The sequence below is a fragment of the Achromobacter insuavis genome, assembly GCF_902859645.1.
Classification (GTDB): domain Bacteria; phylum Pseudomonadota; class Gammaproteobacteria; order Burkholderiales; family Burkholderiaceae_B; genus Achromobacter; species Achromobacter insuavis.
Genome location: NZ_CADIJR010000023.1, coordinates 60,186 through 77,168 on the forward strand (window position 1 = coordinate 60,186; position 16,983 = coordinate 77,168).

At 68.4% G+C, this 16,983-nt stretch carries 16 protein-coding genes; 4 read left to right on the top strand and 12 right to left on the bottom strand.

Annotation, left to right across the window (positions count from 1 at the left end; all coding sequences use genetic code 11):
• Positions 1-35 precede the first annotated feature (35 nt).
• The gene (locus tag H0523_RS14180; RefSeq protein ID WP_054428719.1) at positions 36-824 is read left to right on the top strand and encodes an AraC family transcriptional regulator; all 789 of its coding nucleotides are present in this window, start codon (positions 36-38) and stop codon (positions 822-824) included.
• Here the strand turns inward: H0523_RS14180 and H0523_RS14185 are convergent.
• The 8 genes from H0523_RS14185 to cyoA form a co-directional block, all read right to left on the bottom strand.
• Positions 821-1,927 carry a porin gene (locus H0523_RS14185; RefSeq protein ID WP_054428718.1) on the bottom strand — a complete coding sequence of 369 codons (1,107 nt, stop codon included), beginning with the start codon at positions 1,925-1,927 and terminating at the stop codon, positions 821-823. The genes H0523_RS14180 and H0523_RS14185 overlap by 4 nt on opposite strands.
• Positions 1,928-2,221: 294 nt before the next feature.
• Positions 2,222-3,418, bottom strand: a complete 1,197-nt coding sequence (locus H0523_RS14190; RefSeq protein ID WP_054428717.1) for a porin — start codon at positions 3,416-3,418, stop codon at positions 2,222-2,224.
• 124 nt (positions 3,419-3,542) lie between these two features.
• A complete protein-coding gene (locus H0523_RS14195; protein WP_054428716.1) occupies positions 3,543-4,910 on the bottom strand; it encodes a protoporphyrinogen/coproporphyrinogen oxidase in 1,368 nt (455 codons plus the stop codon).
• 81 nt (positions 4,911-4,991) lie between these two features.
• Entirely contained in the window at positions 4,992-5,786 is a 795-nt protein-coding gene (locus H0523_RS14200; RefSeq protein ID WP_082385809.1) for an SURF1 family protein, read from the bottom strand.
• Between the two features lie 4 nt (positions 5,787-5,790).
• On the bottom strand, positions 5,791-6,189 hold the full coding sequence (gene cyoD, locus H0523_RS14205) for a cytochrome o ubiquinol oxidase subunit IV (RefSeq protein ID WP_054428715.1): 399 nt from the start codon (positions 6,187-6,189) through the stop codon (positions 5,791-5,793).
• Positions 6,186-6,827, bottom strand: coding sequence for a cytochrome o ubiquinol oxidase subunit III (gene cyoC / locus H0523_RS14210; protein ID WP_054428714.1), 642 nt, complete (start codon positions 6,825-6,827; stop codon positions 6,186-6,188). The genes cyoD and cyoC overlap by 4 nt, the downstream gene beginning before the upstream one ends.
• Complete coding sequence (gene cyoB / locus H0523_RS14215; protein WP_054428713.1) at positions 6,820-8,823, bottom strand: cytochrome o ubiquinol oxidase subunit I; 2,004 nt, start codon at positions 8,821-8,823, stop codon at positions 6,820-6,822. The genes cyoC and cyoB overlap by 8 nt, the downstream gene beginning before the upstream one ends.
• Positions 8,824-8,897: 74 nt before the next feature.
• Complete coding sequence (gene cyoA / locus H0523_RS14220; protein ID WP_054429238.1) at positions 8,898-9,941, bottom strand: ubiquinol oxidase subunit II; 1,044 nt, start codon at positions 9,939-9,941, stop codon at positions 8,898-8,900.
• 222 nt (positions 9,942-10,163) lie between these two features.
• On the opposite strand from cyoA, the gene H0523_RS14225 reads away from it, so the two are divergent.
• Both H0523_RS14225 and H0523_RS14230 read left to right on the top strand, forming a co-directional pair.
• Positions 10,164-11,498 carry an MFS transporter gene (locus H0523_RS14225; protein ID WP_054428712.1) on the top strand — a complete coding sequence of 445 codons (1,335 nt, stop codon included), beginning with the start codon at positions 10,164-10,166 and terminating at the stop codon, positions 11,496-11,498.
• A gap of 52 nt (positions 11,499-11,550) precedes the next feature.
• Complete coding sequence (locus tag H0523_RS14230) at positions 11,551-11,892, top strand: hypothetical protein (protein ID WP_054428711.1); 342 nt, start codon at positions 11,551-11,553, stop codon at positions 11,890-11,892.
• Between the two features lie 92 nt (positions 11,893-11,984).
• Here the strand turns inward: H0523_RS14230 and H0523_RS14235 are convergent, their stop codons facing one another.
• Together H0523_RS14235 and H0523_RS14240 are read right to left on the bottom strand one after the other, a co-directional pair.
• Entirely contained in the window at positions 11,985-13,001 is a 1,017-nt protein-coding gene (locus H0523_RS14235) for an amino acid ABC transporter substrate-binding protein (RefSeq protein ID WP_054428710.1), read from the bottom strand.
• A gap of 44 nt (positions 13,002-13,045) precedes the next feature.
• Positions 13,046-14,374 carry an aspartate aminotransferase family protein gene (locus H0523_RS14240; RefSeq protein WP_054428709.1) on the bottom strand — a complete coding sequence of 443 codons (1,329 nt, stop codon included), beginning with the start codon at positions 14,372-14,374 and terminating at the stop codon, positions 13,046-13,048.
• Positions 14,375-14,517: 143 nt separating this feature from the next.
• On the opposite strand from H0523_RS14240, the gene H0523_RS14245 reads away from it, so the two are divergent.
• Positions 14,518-15,417 (top strand): LysR family transcriptional regulator, encoded by a 900-nt coding sequence (locus H0523_RS14245; protein ID WP_054428708.1) that lies wholly within the window; start codon positions 14,518-14,520, stop codon positions 15,415-15,417.
• Here the strand turns inward: H0523_RS14245 and H0523_RS14250 are convergent.
• Together H0523_RS14250 and H0523_RS14255 are read right to left on the bottom strand one after the other, a co-directional pair.
• Positions 15,405-16,448 carry a histone deacetylase family protein gene (locus H0523_RS14250; protein WP_054428707.1) on the bottom strand — a complete coding sequence of 348 codons (1,044 nt, stop codon included), beginning with the start codon at positions 16,446-16,448 and terminating at the stop codon, positions 15,405-15,407. The genes H0523_RS14245 and H0523_RS14250 overlap by 13 nt on opposite strands.
• 31 nt (positions 16,449-16,479) lie before the next feature.
• The coding region (locus H0523_RS14255) for a SanA/YdcF family protein (RefSeq protein WP_180180080.1) at positions 16,480-16,983 on the bottom strand (504 nt) is incomplete at its 5' end.

Consider the following 16,983-nt stretch of genomic DNA (forward strand, 5'->3'; position numbering starts at 1 on the left):
CACGCTATCGCGCCATAAAACATCGCCAATCGGACATGCCTGTCTATTCCCCCGATGCCGTCGAAGATCCGGACCTCGTCGCCTGCCCCGTGGTGGGCATGGCGATCGACACGCGCGCGCACGCGTCGGACTGGCATGCGCACCAACGCGCGCAATTGCTGTATCAGGCGGAAGGCGGGGTGACGCTGTATCTCACCGACCGGGTGGGGCAGTTGGCGCCGCTGCAGGCAGCCTGGCTGCCGGCCGGGTGCGTGCATCGCACGGCCATGCAGGGCACGTTCGCCTATCGCAGCCTGTATTTCGATGTGGCGGTCTATCCGGACCTGCCGCGCGAGCCGCGCATCCTCGACGTCAATCCGCTGTTGCGCGAAATGATCGTGCGCGTGACGCAATGGCCCTCCGACCAGGCGCTGGACGGGCCGCGCCAGCGCCTGGTGGGCGCGTTGCTGGATGAACTGGCGGCGGCGCCCGCGGCGCCGCTGCATCTGCCCATGCCGCGCGACCGGCGGTTGGCGCCGATCGCGCGCGAACTGCTGGCAAATCCGGCCTGCGCGCTGTCGATCGATGACTGGGGCCGCCGGGTGGGCGCCAGCGGCCGTACGCTGGCGCGCGCCTTTCTGGCGGAGACCGGCTTGCCGTTCACGCGCTGGCGCACGCAATGCCGCCTGCTGATGGCGCGGGCCCGGCTGGCCGAGGGCGCGTCCGTCACGGAAGTGGCGCATGCCGTGGGCTATGCCAGCGACAGCGCCTTCATCGCCATGTACCGGCGCGCCTACGGCGAGCCGCCGGGGCGCCGGCAGCGCCGGCGCGACCCGTTGCCTTAGAACACGTGGCGGATGCCGACGCCGGCCGCGGTGCTCTTGAGGCCGTCGATGAACGCGTAGTCCTTGCCGTACGAACCATAGGCGTACAGGTTGGTGCGCTTGGACAGGTCGTAGGTGTAGCCCACGCTCCAGACGTTCATGTTGGCGTCGCCGCCGGTCAGGCGGTCATTGGACGGCGAGACGTGTTGCCACGAGGTGAACACGCTGCTGGCGCCGCCGATCGGGAAGGTGGCGCCGAGCATGTAGGCGTTGGCCTTGAAGCCGTCCACGTAGCGGTTGGTGCCAAACTCGTCGCTGAAGGGCGTGCCAGCCGGCAGGTCCTGGCCGACGAACCAGCCGTCGGTGGTGCGGCCGTAGGCGGCGGCCAGCTTCACCACTTCCAGGTCGTACGACGCACCGATGGCGTATTGGCGCGGCGTCGCGCCGTGGTCGATCGAGCCGCGGTTCGAGCCGTTGAGCTGGTCGTAGGTCAGGGTGACGTTGACCGGGCCCTCGACGTAGCGCAGGCCGGCGGTGATGCCGCGCGAGTTGTCGTTGGTGCGGAAATGGGTTTCGTCGCTGTTGGTATCGTCGACGTTGAAGGAATAGCCCGCGGCGAACTGGAAGCCGCTCATCGAGGGGCTGCGATACATGATCATGTTGTCCCAGCGCATGGTGTTGGCCGCGCTGAAACCCAGGCCCAGGTTCGATTGGGTGTAGCTGGTGTAGAAGGGGTCGATATCGGCCAGGTAGTTCGAGCCGACGGTGGCCTGGCGGCCGAATTCGATCGTGCCCCAGGCGTCGTTGGCCAGCCCGAGGGTGGCCTGGCGGCCGAACAGGCGGCCGCTCTGGCCGCGGGTGCCGTTGCCCGAATCGAAACCGCTTTCCAGCGTGAACACGGCGCGCAGGCCATCGCCCAGGTCTTCGGATCCGCGCAGGCCCCAGCGGGAGCCGGCCTGGATGCCGTTGATCATGCCGAGCTTGCTGCCGTCATAGCCACTGCCCTTGATCTTGTTGTAGCCAATGCCGGTGTCGATGACACCATAGAGAGTGACTGACGTTTCTGCCTGAGCGACGCCTGCAAAAGTGGTCAACATTGCGGCTGCGAGCAGCGTCTTTTTCATCCGTGGAACTCCTTGCTGTAGAGGGAAAAAATAAAGGGAACAACACGTTGAGCATGACGCCCAACGTGGTTCCCAGCCCCTAGTGTAGGTCAAAAAGTCCTATTTCCTGGCAAAAACCGTGATTTTCTGTCTATTTGTATCGTGAGAGGGGCGGCCACTCGTCGTTGAAAAACCGGGCAAACGGGCCAGGGCGCCGCGCGTCGTCGCAGGCCGAAGCCAAAAAAAACCGCCACGGAGCGGATCCGTGGCGGTGTCGCGCGCGTGGCGCCGGCAGGGCCGGCCCGGCGTGGATGCTTAGAACAGGTGGCGCAAGCCGACGCCGCCAGCGGTGCTCTTCAAGCCTTCGATGAAGGCGTAGTTCTTGCCGTACGAACCATAGGCGTAAACCATGGTGCGCTTGGACAGGTCGTAGGTGTAGCCCACGCTCCAGACGTTCATGTTGGCGTCATCGCCGGTCAGCTTGTCGTTGGACGGCGAGACATGCTGCCACGAGCCGAACAGGTTGCTCATGCCGTCCAGCGGCAGGGTCGCGCCCAGCATGTAGGAGTTGGCCTTGAAGCCGGCCGCGTAGTGGAAGGTGCCCAGCTGGTCGTTGACCGCCGTGTTGGCCGCCAGGTCCTGGCCGACGAACCAGCCGTCGGTGGTGCGGCCATAGGCGGCGGCCAGCTTCAGCACTTCGAGGTCGTAGGAGGCCGCCACGGCGTACTGGCGCGGCGTGACGGAGTGGTCGAATTCGGCCGGCTTGCCGGCGACCATGACAGGGTCGCCATCGGCGTCGAGCTGGCGCGCCGAGTTCGAGCTGTTGAGCTGGTCATAGGTCAGCGAGACGTTCAGCGGGCCTTGGACGTAACGCAGGCCGGCGGTGATGCCGCGCGCGTTGTCGCCGGTGCGGAAGCCGCTCTGGTTCTTGTCGGTGCTGTCGGCGTTGAAGGAATAGCCCAGGGCGAACTGGAAGCCGTCCGACCAGGCGCTGCGGTACATGACCATGTTGTCCCAGCGCATGGTGTTGGCGGCGCTGAAGGAAGTGCCGATGTTGGCCTGGGTGAAGCTGGTGTAGAAGGGGTCGATATCGCCCAGGAAGGTGCCGCCGACGGTGGTCTGGCGGCCGAATTCCAGCGAGCCCCAGCTGTCGTTGGCCAGGCCGATGGTGGCCTGGCGGTTGAACAGGCGGCCTTGTTGGGACGTGCCGTTGCCCGAGTCGAAGCCGCTTTCGACCGTGAACATGGCGCGCAGGCCGTCGCCCAGGTCTTCGGAGCCGCGCAGGCCCCAGCGCGAGCCGGACTGGACGCCGTTGATCATGCCGATGCGGCTGGCGCCGACGTCGACGGCGCGGGGCGCGCCGGTGATGGGGTCGGTCGCGTTGACCGAGCCGGACACCTTGTTGTAGCCGATGCCGGTGTCGATGACGCCATAGAGGGTGACCGAGGTTTCAGCCTGGGCCGCGCCGGCAAGAGTGGTCAACATGGCGGCCGCGAGCAGCGTCTTTTTCATCCGGAGAACTCCTTGAGTGGGGAAAAACAACGGGAACGACGGGGGGGCGTGCTGCCCGCGTTGTTCCCGGTTGCCTGTGTAGATTGCACTCAAGCATTCTCAGTCAACCGTCACGCATTTCCGGTCATCTGCGGCGATTGTCGGACCGATTGACGGGAGCGGAATCGGCCCCGGTGACGCGGTTTCGCAACAGGGCCGCGGCCGCCCATTCGCCGCTGTGGGCCGCGCCGTCGGTGGTGGGCATGGCCAGGTAATCGCCGGCCAGCACCACCGGGTCGGCGTCGCGCCATTGCCGGCGGTAATCACGGATGGCGCGCGCCCGGCCGACCGCCGACAGGGGCTCGGCCGCCGGCCAGCGGCAGAAATGGGTGAAGTCGATGCGGCCGACCAGGCCGGGGAAATGGCGGCCCAGTTCGGGCAGCACTTCCGCCAGCACGCGCCGCTCGTCGGCGTCCTGCAGGCGCGCGCCGGCGCGGCCGTCCAGCATGACGTTGAGCAGTTCGCCGCCGGCCGGCACCAAGGTGGCGGCCTTGCGCGACTCGATGCCGACCGCGGCGATGACCTGCCGCTCGCGGCGCGGGATCAGCAGGCCGTAGACGTCCTCGAGCCCTTGCGGCGCGGGCAGGCCGCCGGGCAACGCGATGGCGATGTTGAGGGTGGCGCTGTAGGGCGTGGCGAGCAGGGCCTGTTGCGCCTCGCTGTCGCCGCGGTACAGCGCGCGCGCCTGCGCCGCCGGCGCCGCCAGCACGACCTTGTCGGCCTCGAACGGGCCCGCCGGCGTGTGCGCGCAGACCCGGCCGGGCGTCACGTCCAGCGCGGTGACGGGCGTGCCCAGCCGCAGGTCCAGCGGCGCCGCCAGGGCCTCGGGCAGCGACTGCATGCCTTGCGCCAGCGCCAGCGTGCGGCTGCGGCGCGCGCCGAAGGCCCACAACGCCATCGACAGGGCGCGCGAGGTCTGCTCGGGCGCCTGGAAATAGAACCCCTCGAGCATCGGCTCGAACAGGTAGTCCAGGCCGCGCTCGCCCGCCAGTCGGGCGGCCCAGGCGGCGGTGTCGCCGTCGTCCCAGTCGCTCCAGGCGGCATAGTCATCGAGCGGCAGGCGGGCGGTGCCGCGCATGCCGGCCGCCATGCGACAGCCCAGCCGCAGCAGCTCCCGCTTGCCCATCAGGCCGGATGACGCCAGGGTCCAGGGCCGCCGCGCGTGCAGGCGCCGGACGCGGCCATCGGCCACGGTCGCGCTCCAGCCGGAGGTGGGGCGGCAGGAGGCCAGCAGGCCGGTCTCGGCCAGCAGGGCGTGGATGCGGGCGTAGCCGCTGGACAGGAACTGCGCGCCCCGATCGATGCGCCAGCCGTGGCGCAGGTCGGTGCTCATGCGGCCGCCGACCCGGTCCCGGGCTTCCAGGACGGTGACGCGCACGCCGTGTTGCGACAGGCGGTGCGCGGCCGTCAGGCCGGCGATGCCGGCGCCGATGACGATGACGGAAAGAGGCATGGCGGGGATACCGTGGGCGTTTGCGACGCCGGTATCCTACGCCCGCTCTGCGATGGTCGATTCGGGCCCGATCTGATCCGGTCAGCGGCGCGCGCGCAGCCGCCGTTCCTCGCGAGCCACGATGCCGGCGCCGACGATGATCATGACGGCCAGGGCGTACCAGGTGATGGCGTAGACCAGGTGGTTGTTGGGGAAGGTCAGCGTCGTCAGGCCGCCGACCGGCGCCTGCGTCGGATCGCGGCCGGCGCCTGGGGCGGCGTCGGCGTCGATGAAGTAGGGCGCCACCTCGCCCAGCCCGCGCGCCTGGGCGATGGCGGGCAGGTCACGCGAATACCAGAGGTTGGCGGCCGGATCGTTGTTGCGCAGGAAGCCGTTGCCCGGCTCGCCCATGCGCAGCAGGCCGTCGACCTTGACCGGCGCGGCGTCCGCCGCGGGCTGGCCGCCGGCGGCCTGGCGCTTGCGCCATTCGGGCAGCACGAAGCCGCGGTTGACCAGCACCGTGCCGCCGCCATCCGCCAATTGCAGCGGCGTCATGACCCAGTAGCCGCTGCCCAGCTCGGTGGCGGCCTGCACCAGCGTCTGCTTGTCGTACTGGTAGGCGCCGCTGGCCGACACGCGTCGGTATTCGGCGTTGTCGGCGGTCAGCGCCGGCCAGTCGGCGCGAGCGGGGGCGGGCGTGGCGGGCGCGTGCGCCCGCTGGTCCACCTGCGCGATCAGGTTCTGCTTCCAGGCCAGGCGGTGCACCTGCCAGGTACCGAGGGCGCACAGGCCCGCGAACAGCGCGACCGCAACCACGCCCAGGACGGCCAGGGTGGTTGCGCTGCGGGGATTGCGGGGGGTGTCGCCGGAATGCGTAGAGTCTTTTGTTGCCGCCATCACGTCAGGGCATATTCCGCATGTCGTGGATCGACATGGGCATCATGTTGGAGTTCAGGTGATACATGATCCAGATGGATCCGCTGAGCGTGATCACGACCAGCACCAGCGTGAATATTAACGCCAACATGTTCCAGCCGCTTTCGGACTTGGCATCCATGTGCAGGAAATAGATGATGTGCACCACGATCTGGACCGCCGCGAAGGCCAGGATGATCAGCGCCGTGGTGCGCGAACTTTCGAACACCCGGTCCATCACCAGCCAGAACGGGATCGCGGTCAGGATGGCCGCCAGGATGAAGCCGGTGACGTAGCTTTTCAGGGTGCCATGGGCGGCGCCGTCGTCATCGTCATGGTGGCCGTGACCGTGGCCGTGGCCCGCGTGGTCGGCATGGGCGTTCATGGCAGCACTCCCATCAGGTAGACAAAGGTGAACACGCCGACCCAGATCAGGTCCAGGAAGTGCCAGAACATCGACAGGCACATCAGCCGGCGGCGGTTCTCGGGGATCAGGCCGTGCATGCGCACCTGCACCATCATCGTCACCAGCCAGACGATGCCGAACGTGACGTGCAGCCCGTGCGTGCCCACCAGCGTGAAGAACGACGACAGGAAGGCGCTGCGCTGCGGCCCGGCGCCGATGTGGATCAGGTGCGCGAACTCATACAGTTCCAGCGACAGGAAGCCCAGCCCCAGCAGGCCGGTGACCGCCAGCCAGCCCTGCGTGGCGCCGACCCGGTTGCGCCGCATCTCCAGCATGGCGAAGCCGTAGGTGATGGACGAGAGCAGCAGCAGCGAGGTGTTGACCGCCACCAGCGGCAGGTCGAACAGGTCGGCGCCGGACGGGCCCGCGGCGTAGTTGCGTCCCAGCACGCCGTAGGTGGCGAACAGGCAGGCGAAGATGAGACAGTCGCTCATCAGATACACCCAGAAGCCCAGCAGCGTGCCGTTCTTCGGGTGGTGCTCGCCGGCCACGTGGAACACGGGCTCCGGGGGCGGCGTGGCGCCGCCGGGCAGGGTGGGGGCCAGGGTATCAGACATGTTTCGCCAACAGGTGAGTGCGGGCGTCCTCCGTGCGCACGACCTCGTCGGCCGGCACGTAGTACTCGCGCTTGTAGTTGAAGGTATGGACGATGGACACGATGATCAGCGCGGCGAACGACAGCACCGCCAGCGGCCACATGTGCCAGATCAGCGCGAAGCCCATCACCACGCTGATGGCCGCCAGCACGATGCCGGCCCAGGTGTTCTTGGGCATGTGGATGGGGATGAAGCCGGTCTGCGGGCGCTGGTAGCCGTGCTGCTTCATCTGCCACCAGGCGTCCTGGTCATGCACCCGCGGCGTGAAGGCGAAGTTGTAGTTGGGCGGCGGCGAGGAGGTCGACCATTCCAGTGTGCGGCCGTCCCACGGGTCGCCGGTCTCGTCGCGCAGCGAATCGCGGCGGCGGTAGCTGACCACCAGCTGGATCAGGAAGCAGGCGATGCCGATGGCGATCAGGAAGGCGCCGAACGCGGCCACCTGGAACCAGATCTGCAGCGACATGTCCTCGAAGTGGTTGACGCGGCGCGTCACGCCCATCAGGCCCAGCACGTACAGCGGCATGAAGGCGAAGTAGAAGCCCACCAGCCAGAACCAGAACGAGCACTTGCCCCAGAACGGATCGAGCTTGTAGCCGAAGGCCTTGGGGAACCAGTAGGTGATGCCGGCCATCAGGCCGAACAGCACGCCGCCGATGATGACGTTGTGGAAGTGGGCGATCAGGAACAGGCTGTTGTGCAGCGCGAAGTCGGCCGGCGGCACCGCCAGCAGCACGCCGGTCATGCCGCCGATCACGAAGGTGACCATGAAGCCCATGGTCCACAGCATCGGCACCTCGAAGCGGATGCGGCCGCGGTACATGGTGAACAGCCAGTTGAAGATCTTGGCCCCGGTCGGGATCGAGATGATCATGGTGGTGATCCCGAAGAACGAGTTCACGCTGGCCCCGGACCCCATGGTGAAGAAGTGGTGCAGCCAAACCAGGTACGACAGCACCGTGATCACGACCGTGGCGTAGACCATCGACGCGTAGCCGAACAGGCGCTTGCGGCAGAAGGTGGCGACCACTTCCGAGAAGATGCCGAACGCCGGCAGGATCAGGATGTAGACCTCGGGATGGCCCCAGATCCAGATCAGGTTCACGTACATCATGGCGTTGCCGCCGAAGTCGGCCGTGAAGAAGTTGGTGCCGACGTAGCGGTCCATCGACAGCAGCGCCAGCACCGCCGTCAGCACCGGGAACGCCGCCACGATCAGCACGTTGGTGCACAGCGCGGTCCAGGTGAACACCGGCATGCGCATCAGCGACATGCCGGGCGCGCGCATCTTGACGATGGTCACCAGCAGATTCACGCCGGACAGCAATGTGCCGACCCCCGCGATCTGCAAGGCCCATATGTAGTAGTCGACCCCCACGTCCGGACTCTGCGCGATGCCCGATAAAGGCGGATACGCCAGCCAGCCGGTGCGGGCGAACTCGCCGACGAACAGCGACATCATCACCAGCACCACGCCGCCGGTGGTCATCCAGAAGCTGAAGTTGTTCAGGAACGGAAAGGCCACGTCGCGCGCGCCGATCTGCAGCGGCACCACGTAGTTCATCAGCCCCGTGACCAGCGGCATGGCCACGAAGAAGATCATGATGACGCCGTGCGCCGTGAAGATCTGGTCGTAGTGGTGCGGCGGCAGGTAGCCGGTGGAATCGCCGAAGGCCACGGCCTGCTGCAGCCGCATCATGATGGCGTCGGCGAAGCCGCGCAGCAGCATCACCAGCCCCAGGATCATGTACATGATGCCGATCTTCTTGTGGTCGATGCTGGTGAACCACTCGTGCCACAGGTAGCCCCACTTGCGGTAGTAGGTGATGGCGCCCAGCACCACGATGCCGCCGATCGCCACCATGGCGAAAGTCGCCAGCAGGATCGGCTCGTGCAAGGGGATGGCGTCCCAGGTCAGGCGACCGAAGATCAGCTTGGTGAGGTCTGGTTGATCAGTCATCTCGGTTTCCAGGGCTCGGTTTCCAGGGGGAATACCTTGATTTCACGCGCTGCGCCGTGGCGGCGGCGACGCCGCTACAGCGCCAGTTCCGCCGCCGAGGTGCACATGGCGCCGACGTACTTGCGCGGCGGCGCATCGGCCAGGCCCAGGCGCTCGCGCGTGGCCGCATCCAGGCTGGCGATGTTGCGCGCGCCGGGGATGCCCATGCCGCCGCCGGCGTCGATCGCCATGGCGTCCTTCATGCACATGCGGTTCGGTTCCACGCAGCGGTTGACGATGGCGTCGAACAGGCCGGGCGCGACGCTGGCGTAGCGCTGCACCGGGTTGCGTTCGCTGGGCTGCTCCAGTTTCAGGTAGGTGTCGCGGCCGAGCGTGGCGCCGGAGGCGCGGGCGTCGGCGATCCACTTGTCGAAGCCCTGCGGGTCCAGGCCGTGGAAGCGGAAGCGCATGCCGGAAAAGCCCGCGCCGCTGTAGTTGGCCGACAGGCCCTCGTATTCGCCGGGATGGTTGATGACCGCGTGCAGCGTGGTCTGCATGCCCGGCATGGCGTAGATCTGGCCGGCCAGCGCCGGGATGAAGAACGAGTTCATCACCGTCGACGAGGTGATCTTGAACTGGATCGGGCGGTCGACCGGCGCGGCCAGTTCATTGACCGCGGCCACGCCCTGTTCGGGATAGAGGAACAGCCACTTCCAGTCGAGCGCCACCACTTCGACCACCAGCGGCTTGGTGCCGGGCGGCACCTCGCGGCCTTCGGACAGGCGCGCCAGCGGGCGGTAGGGATCGAGCTGGTGGGTGCTGACCCAGGTGAGCGCGCCGAGCGCGATGATGATCAGCAGCGGCGCGGCCCAGATCAGCAGCTCCAGCATGGTGGAGTGGTTCCAGTCGGGGTCGTAGTGCGCGTCGCGGTTGCTGGCGCGATAGCGCCACGCGAACAGGAAGGTCAGGAAGATCACCGGCACGATGATGAGCAGCATCAAGCCGGTCGAGATGATGATCAGGTTGCGCTGCTGCACCGCGATGTCGCCTGATGGTGAGAGCAGCACCGCATTGCATCCGGAGAGCAATGGCAGGGCGGCTAACAGCAACAATCCGCGGAACCTTGGGAAAGACGGCATGGCCATACCCCGAAACGTAACCGTGGGAGGTAAACGCAACACTACGCTGGAAGCCGCGAAAAATCTAGGGTAAAAAGAGCAAAAGTATGCACGGGAAGGCGTGCGGGGCAGGGTCGGGCGTCATCGCGCCGCGGCCCGCCAGGCCTTCGAATGTACATACGAGTGTGTTGCAAAAAGCGTAGACAAGGCGTTTTCCAAAACCTCCTTTCAGCGAGCACTCACATGGCGACCACCACGCAGTATCCCGGTCATGCCTCCCCCTTGCCCGGTCCGGGCGCGACAAGGGGCGCGGCCAGCCACGCCAAGGTGGCGCCGGGCGAAATCGCCGTGGGGGTCGTCATCGGGCGCGCCTCCGAATACTTCGACTTCTTCGTCTTCGGCATCGCCTGCGTGCTGGTGTTTCCACGGGTGTTCTTCCCGTTCGAACCGCAGCTCGAAGGCACGCTGTGGGCCTTTGTCATCTTCTCGTTCGCGTTCATCGCGCGCCCCATCGGCACCGCGGTTTCGATGGCGATCCAGCGGCGCTGGGGACGCGGCACCAAGCTCACGATCGCCCTGTTCCTGCTCGGCACCGCCACGGTGGGCATGGCCTTCCTGCCCGGCTACAACGTCATCGGCTCGCACGCCATCGTGCTGCTGGCGGTGTTCCGCTGCCTGCAGGGGCTGGCCTTTGGCGGCTCCTGGGACGGCCTGCCGTCATTGCTGGCGCTGAACGCGCCGCCCAAGCGCCGCGGCTGGTACGCGATGCTGGGCCAGCTGGGCGCGCCCATCGGCTTCATGATCGCCAGCGCGCTGTTCCTGTTCCTGCACCTGACGCTGACCGAGGCCGACTTCCTCGACTGGGGCTGGCGCTATCCGTTCTTCGTCGCCTTCGCCATCAACGTGGTGGCGCTGTTCGCGCGGCTGCGGCTGGTGCTGACCGAGGAATACACGCAGCTGCTCGAAGAGGGCGAGCTCGAACCCATCGGCACCGGCCAGATGGTGCGCGAGCAGGGCTACAACCTGTTCCTGGGCGCGTTCGCGGCGCTGGCCAGCTATGCGCTGTTTCACCTGGTGACGGTGTTCCCGCTGTCGTGGATCGCGGTCAGCGCCACGCAGCAGATCTCCGATGTGCTGATCGTGCAGATCATCGGCGCGGGCGTGGGCATCCTGGGCACCATCGCCTCGGGCTGGATCGCCGACCGCATCGGCCGGCGCACCACGCTGGGCCTGCTGGCCGCGCTGATCGGCGTGTTCGCGCTGTTCACGCCGTGGCTGCTGGGCGGCAGTCCCAAGGCGCAGGACGCCTTCATCCTGATCGGCTTCGCGCTGCTGGGGCTGTCGTACGGCCAGGCGTCCGGCACGGTGACGGCCAACTTCACCAAGCGTTTCCGCTACACCGGCGCGGCGCTCACCACCGACATGGCCTGGCTGATCGGCGCGGCCTTCGCGCCGTTGGTGGCGCTGGGGCTGTCGGCGCGCTTCGGGCTGGTGGCGGTCAGCATCTACCTGCTGTCCGGCACCGCCTGCACGCTGCTGGCCCTGCGCATCAACAAGGCGCTGGAAACGCGTGACTGACGGGAACAGGGCGCCAGTACGCGGCAGCGACGCGGGGACTTCATTCTATTGGGTGCGCGCCCTGGTGCTGGGCGCGTTGCTGATCGCCATTGCCATGTACCGGCCGCTGGATCCGCTGGTCATCCCGGCCTGGTATCGCGCCGCGGGCGACGCGTTCTTCGTCATCGTATGCATACTGGCCGCGGCGCTGGGCCGTGGCGCGGGCTTTCGCGACATCGGGTCGCGCGGCTTCGTCTCCGCGTTCCTGCTCTACAGCCCTGCCTGGCTGCAAGGCGGTACGCCGCCCGCGGCCGCGCCGTGGTTGCCGGACCTGCTGGTCGGCCTGTTGCTGGCGTGGCCGCTGCTGTGGCTGTGCGAGGCGCTGTGGTGGCGGCGCGGGACGCGCGCCGCCTGAATGCGCGACGCCGCGCCCGAGGGCGCGGCATGCGTGGCGCGGACAGGCCCGTACGGGCTGTCCGCCCGCACTGTCCGCCCGTACTGCGCGGGTCAGCGCACCGGCCAGCCGTACATCTGGCCGCCGTCGCGCCATTGCGCGTTCAGGCCGCGCGGCAGCTTCATCGCGCTGGCCATGCCCAGGTTGCGCTCATAGCTCTCGCCATAGTTGCCGACCTGCTTGACGATGTTGTAGGCCCACTTGTCGTCCACCCCCAGGTTCTTGCCCATGCCCGGCGTCACGCCCAGGATGCGCTGCACGTTGGGGTTGTTGCTTTTCAGCTGGCTGTCGACGTTGGCCGAGGTCACGCCGAATTCCTCCGCTTCGAGCATGGCGTTGAGCGTCCAGCGCACCACGTTGAACCAGTTGTCGTCGCCCTGGCGCACCATCGGGCCGAGCGGGCTCTTGGCGATGTTCTCGTCCAGGATCAGGTAATTGTCCGGCTGCTCCAGCGTGGTGCGCGAGGCCGCCAGCTGCGATTTGTCGGAGGTGAAGGCGTCGCAGCGGCCGGCCGCGAAGGCGCGCACGATCTCGTCGTACTTGTCGATCACCACCGGCTTGAACTTCAGGCCGTTGGCGCGGAACCAGTCGGCCAGGTCGAGCTCGGTGACGGTGCCGGGCTGCACGCAGATGGTGGCGCCGTCCAGTTCCCTGAGCTTCTTGACGCCGAGCTTGGCCGACACCATCACGCCCTGGCTGTCGTAATAGTTCACGCCAGTGCTGATCAGGCCCAGCGTGGTGTCGCGCGCCATCGTCGGCGTGACGTTGCGCGTCAGCACGTCGACCTCGCCCGATTGCAGCGCGGTGAAGCGCGCCTGCGTGGTCAACGGCGTCAGGCGGAATTTGCTGGCGTCGTTGAAGACGGTGGCGGCGATGGCGCGGCACATGTCCACGTCCAGTCCCTGCCAGTTGCCCTTGCTGTCCGGCGAGGAAAAGCCCTGGATGCCGGTGGACACGCCGCACTGCACGTAGCCGCGCTTCTTGACGGTGTCGAGGGTGGGGCCGGCGTGGGCCAGGCTGGTGACGGTGGCCAGCGCCAGGGCGCCGGCCGCGGTTCGGAATATCGGCATTGCGTTCTCCGGCCGGGCCCGGCCCGGCGCCAGGGTGGGACGGTTCAGGCGCTCAGCGCGCGGGGCTTGGCGATCTGGTCCAGGCTTTCGGTCAGGGCCTGGTCCAGGATCGAGACGGCGCGGTCGATCTCGTCATTGCTGACGGTCAGCGGCGGCGCGATGCGCCAGACCGAGCCGCGCTCGGGGCGGCGGCGGATGTTCATCGACAGCCCCAGCTCGAAGCAGCGCTGCGTGGTCAGGGCGCCGAGCGCGTGATACGGCTCGCGCGTGGCGCGGTCCTGCACCAGCTCCACGCCCAGCAGCAGGCCCAGGCCGCGCACGTCGCCGATGGCTTCGTGGCGCTGCTGCAGTTCCAGCAGGCCGCGGCGCAGGTAGTCGCCCTGGCGGCGGGCGCGCTCCAGCAGCTGCTCGCGTTGCAGGGTCTCCAGCACCGCCAGGCCGACGGTGGCGGGCAGCGGGTCCGAGACGTGGCTGGTGTAGAAGGTGAAGCCCTTCTCGTGCACGTCCTGTTCGATGGCGGGCGTGGTGATGGTGGCCGCCAGCGGCAGGCCGCCGCCCAGGGTCTTGGAGACGCTGATGATGTCGGGCGTGACGCCGAAGTGTTCCGAGCCGGTGCGGCAGCCGAGGCGGCCGAAGGCGGTCTGCGCCTCGTCGAAGATCAGCAGCATGCCGCGCGCGTCGGCGGCGCGGCGCAGGGCCTGCATGTATGACTTGGGCGGCACCAGCACGCCGCCGGCGCTGATCACCGGTTCGACGATGATGGCCGCGGGCCGGCCGGCCGAGGCCATGTCGAACATCTTCAGGCCGATCTCCAGGCAGGCCAGCGCCGACTGTTCGGCGTCCAGGCCGGCGATGTAGGGGCGGTACGAGTTCGGTTCGGGCATGACGAACACGCCGGCCGGCGGCACGCCATAGCCCTTGCGGTCGCTGGCGTACGAGACCGAGCCGGCGCCGCTGGTGACGCCGTGCCACGAGCCGCCCACCGCCAGGATCTCGAAGCCGCTCTTGTGCATCTTGGCCATGCGCAGCGCGATCTCGTTGCTCTCGGAACCGGTGTTGACGAAGATCGACTTGGTCATGCCGGCCGGCATCCAGTCGCGCGCCATCGTCGCGGCCAGTTGCGCCACGGCTTCCGGGATCATGCCGCTGAAGAAGTGGAAGGCGGTTTCCCCGGCGCGGCGCACCGCGTCGACGATGGCCGGGTGGTTGTGGCCGATGGTGGCGCACATCTGGCCCGAGGTGAAGTCGAGGATCTCGCGGCCGGTGTCGTCGCGCACCACCGTGCCCTTGGCCGACTTGAACAGGTTGGGGAAGGTGTCGCCGCCGTAGCGGATGAGGTATTCGCGGGCCGCCGCACGCAGGGTTTGATCCATGTTTACACTCCGGCAAAAGGCAGGTTCCAATGCGGAACCGACGGACGCAGTGTCTGGCGGCGCGGCGCCGGCGTCCAATGCGAAGTACGCATGCGCCGCCATGCATGGCGCGCATGGCCCATGCGAATCGCGCAAGGAGCGGTATGGATACCCGGTGGCTGCAGGACTTCATCACCCTGTCGGAGCTGCGCAATTTCACGCGCGCGGCCGAGGCCCGCAATCTGTCGCAGGCGGCCTTCAGCCGCCGCATCCAGAGCCTGGAGAACTGGGCCGGCGCGCGCCTGATCGACCGTTCGGCCTTCCCGACCCAGCTGACCGAGGCGGGCGAGCGCTTCCGCGTCGCGGCCATCGAACTGGTCAACCAGCTGGTCGAGGCGCGCGCGGGCATCGCCGCCGTGCCGGCGCGCAACCAGCTGCGCCTGGCCACCTCCTATGCCCTGGCGACGACCCACCTGCCGCGCTGGTGGCGCGACTGGAGCGCGGGCCAGCAGCTCAGCTGCAGCCTGCAGACGGGCAACGTGCATGACACGGTGTCGGCCTTCACCTCGGGCGCGGCCGATCTGCTGATCTGTTTCCACCAGGTGGCGCAGCCGCTGCCGCTGGACCTGTCGCGCTACGACTGCCTGACGCTGGGGCGCGAGCTGATACGGCCGTACGCGGCGCGCGCCCTGGTCGAACGCGAGGGGCTGGACCTGCCGGGCACCACGGCGCGGCCGGTGCCGTTGCTGATGTATTCGCCCAGCGTCTATTTCGCGCGCCTGATCGACGCCGCCATTGAGAGCGGGCCGGAGCCCCTGCACGGCGTGCGCCTGTTCGAGGCGGAGATGTCGGACGTGCTGGGCGACATGGCGGCGCAGGGGCTGGGCGTGGCGTGGCTGGCCGACAGCGCGCTGCGGCGGCTGGAGACGGCCGACCTCGTGCCCTTGGCCAACCGCGCCTGGGACATCGAGGTGGCGATCCTGGCATTCAAGGACCGCAGCGACGCGCGCGCCGCGGTCGAGGCCGTGTGGCGGCGGATGGCCGCCGCCGGTCAGCCGGCGTAGCCTTCCAGCACGTTGGCGACGTTGGTGCCGACCTCGGCCACCGCGTAGCCGCCTTCCATGGTGAACACCGTTGGCAGGCCCAGCCGGGCCAGCCGCGCGCCGACCTGCAGATAGTCGGCGCTGCGCAGCTTGAATTTCGAGATCGGATCGCCTTCGTAGGTGTCCACGCCCAGCGCGATCACCAGCGCGTCCGGCTTGAAGCGGCCGATGGCGGCCAGGCCCTGTTCGAGCGCCTCGGTCCAGCCGGCGAAATCGGTGCCGGCCGCCAGCGGCAGGTTCAGATTGGCGCCCAGGCCGGCGCCCTGGCCGGGTTCGTCGGCATAACCCAGGAAGAAGGGATATTCGGTGGTCGGGTCGCCATGCACCGACACGGTCAGCACGTCGCCGCGCTCGTAGAAGATGCTCTGGGTGCCGTTGCCGTGGTGGTAGTCGATATCCAGCACCGCGACGCGTTCGGCGCCGGCCTCGCGCAGCGCCTGCGCCGCCAGGGCCGCGTTGTTCAGGAAGCAGTAGCCGCCGAAGAAGTCGGCGCCGGCGTGATGGCCGGGCGGGCGCGTCAGCGCCATGGCGGCGCGCGGACCGTGGCCGCTGGAGACCGCGCGCGCGGCGTCGATGGCGCAGGCCGCGCCGGCGGCCGCCGCCTCCCAGGTGCCCGCCGTCAGCGGGCTGCCGCTGTCGAACGAGAACAGGCCGACGCGCGCGGCGAAGTTGCTGGGCGAGATGTCGTGGCGGAAGCCGCGCACCGGCCATACCGACGGCAGGATGTCGAGCTCGGCATTGGCGGGATCCAGCGCGATCCAGTCGGCCCACGCGCCTTGCAGGAAGTCGACGTAGCGCGGGCTGTGCACGCGCCGGATCAGGTCCAGGTCGGGCGCGGCCGGCGCCTGCAGCGTGCCGATGCCGCGCTGGCGCAGGGCGTCCAGCACGTATTCGAGCCGGGCCGGGGTCTCGTGACAGGGCACCAGCCTGCCGCGGAACATTTCCTGGCGGCCGTCGTGTTTGCCGTGGACGGGGTTGTGGAAGATATGCACGGTAGCGTCTGTGGAAAGAGAGGAAGGGAAACTATAGCGGCCGCAGCGCGTACCAGGCGATGGCCGGCAGCTCGCGCAGGATCGAATACAGGTCGCGCGCCTCGGCATAGCGCGGCGAGGCGCCGCCGACCTGTTGCACGCCGTGGCGCCTGAGCGCCAGCATGGTGCGCGGCACGTGGAAGTACTGCGTGATGGCGGTGGCGCTGGCGTAGCCGTGCTCGCGCATGTAGGCGCTGGCGTGGCGGGCGGTGGCCCAGGAGTCGTTGCCGAGGCTGTCCGCGACCACCCGGTCGGCCGGCACGCCGCGCGCGATCAGGTAGTCGCGCATCACCGCCGCTTCGTCGTGGCCGGCCGGATCGACGCCGCCGCTGACGAACAGCACGCGGCAGCGCGCGGCGGCGTAGCAGTCGTAGGCGCGGTCGAGCCGGGCGGCCAGGCGCGGCGAGGGCTTGCCGTCGGGCGCGACGGTGTTGCCCAGCACCACGGCGACGTCGGCCTGCGGGGCGTCGGCCAGCAGGCCCGCCGCGACCAGGGC

Bases quoted from the DNA above. Each gene is read 5' to 3' on its own strand.
- cyoD (WP_054428715.1), bottom strand. From the start codon at position 6,189: ATGAACGCCCATGCCGACCACGCGGGCCACGGCCACGGTCACGGCCAC.
- H0523_RS14180 (WP_054428719.1), top strand. From the start codon at position 36: ATGCCTGTCTATTCCCCCGATGCCGTCGAAGATCCGGACCTCGTCGCC.
- H0523_RS14235 (WP_054428710.1), bottom strand. From the start codon at position 13,001: ATGCCGATATTCCGAACCGCGGCCGGCGCCCTGGCGCTGGCCACCGTC.
- H0523_RS14200 (WP_082385809.1), bottom strand. From the start codon at position 5,786: ATGGCGGCAACAAAAGACTCTACGCATTCCGGCGACACCCCCCGCAAT.
- H0523_RS14225 (WP_054428712.1), top strand. From the start codon at position 10,164: ATGGCGACCACCACGCAGTATCCCGGTCATGCCTCCCCCTTGCCCGGT.
- cyoB (WP_054428713.1), bottom strand. From the start codon at position 8,823: ATGACTGATCAACCAGACCTCACCAAGCTGATCTTCGGTCGCCTGACC.
- H0523_RS14240 (WP_054428709.1), bottom strand. From the start codon at position 14,374: ATGGATCAAACCCTGCGTGCGGCGGCCCGCGAATACCTCATCCGCTAC.
- H0523_RS14185 (WP_054428718.1), bottom strand. From the start codon at position 1,927: ATGAAAAAGACGCTGCTCGCAGCCGCAATGTTGACCACTTTTGCAGGC.
- H0523_RS14190 (WP_054428717.1), bottom strand. From the start codon at position 3,418: ATGAAAAAGACGCTGCTCGCGGCCGCCATGTTGACCACTCTTGCCGGC.
- cyoA (WP_054429238.1), bottom strand. From the start codon at position 9,941: ATGCCGTCTTTCCCAAGGTTCCGCGGATTGTTGCTGTTAGCCGCCCTG.
- H0523_RS14195 (WP_054428716.1), bottom strand. From the start codon at position 4,910: ATGCCTCTTTCCGTCATCGTCATCGGCGCCGGCATCGCCGGCCTGACG.
- cyoC (WP_054428714.1), bottom strand. From the start codon at position 6,827: ATGTCTGATACCCTGGCCCCCACCCTGCCCGGCGGCGCCACGCCGCCC.
- H0523_RS14245 (WP_054428708.1), top strand. From the start codon at position 14,518: ATGGATACCCGGTGGCTGCAGGACTTCATCACCCTGTCGGAGCTGCGC.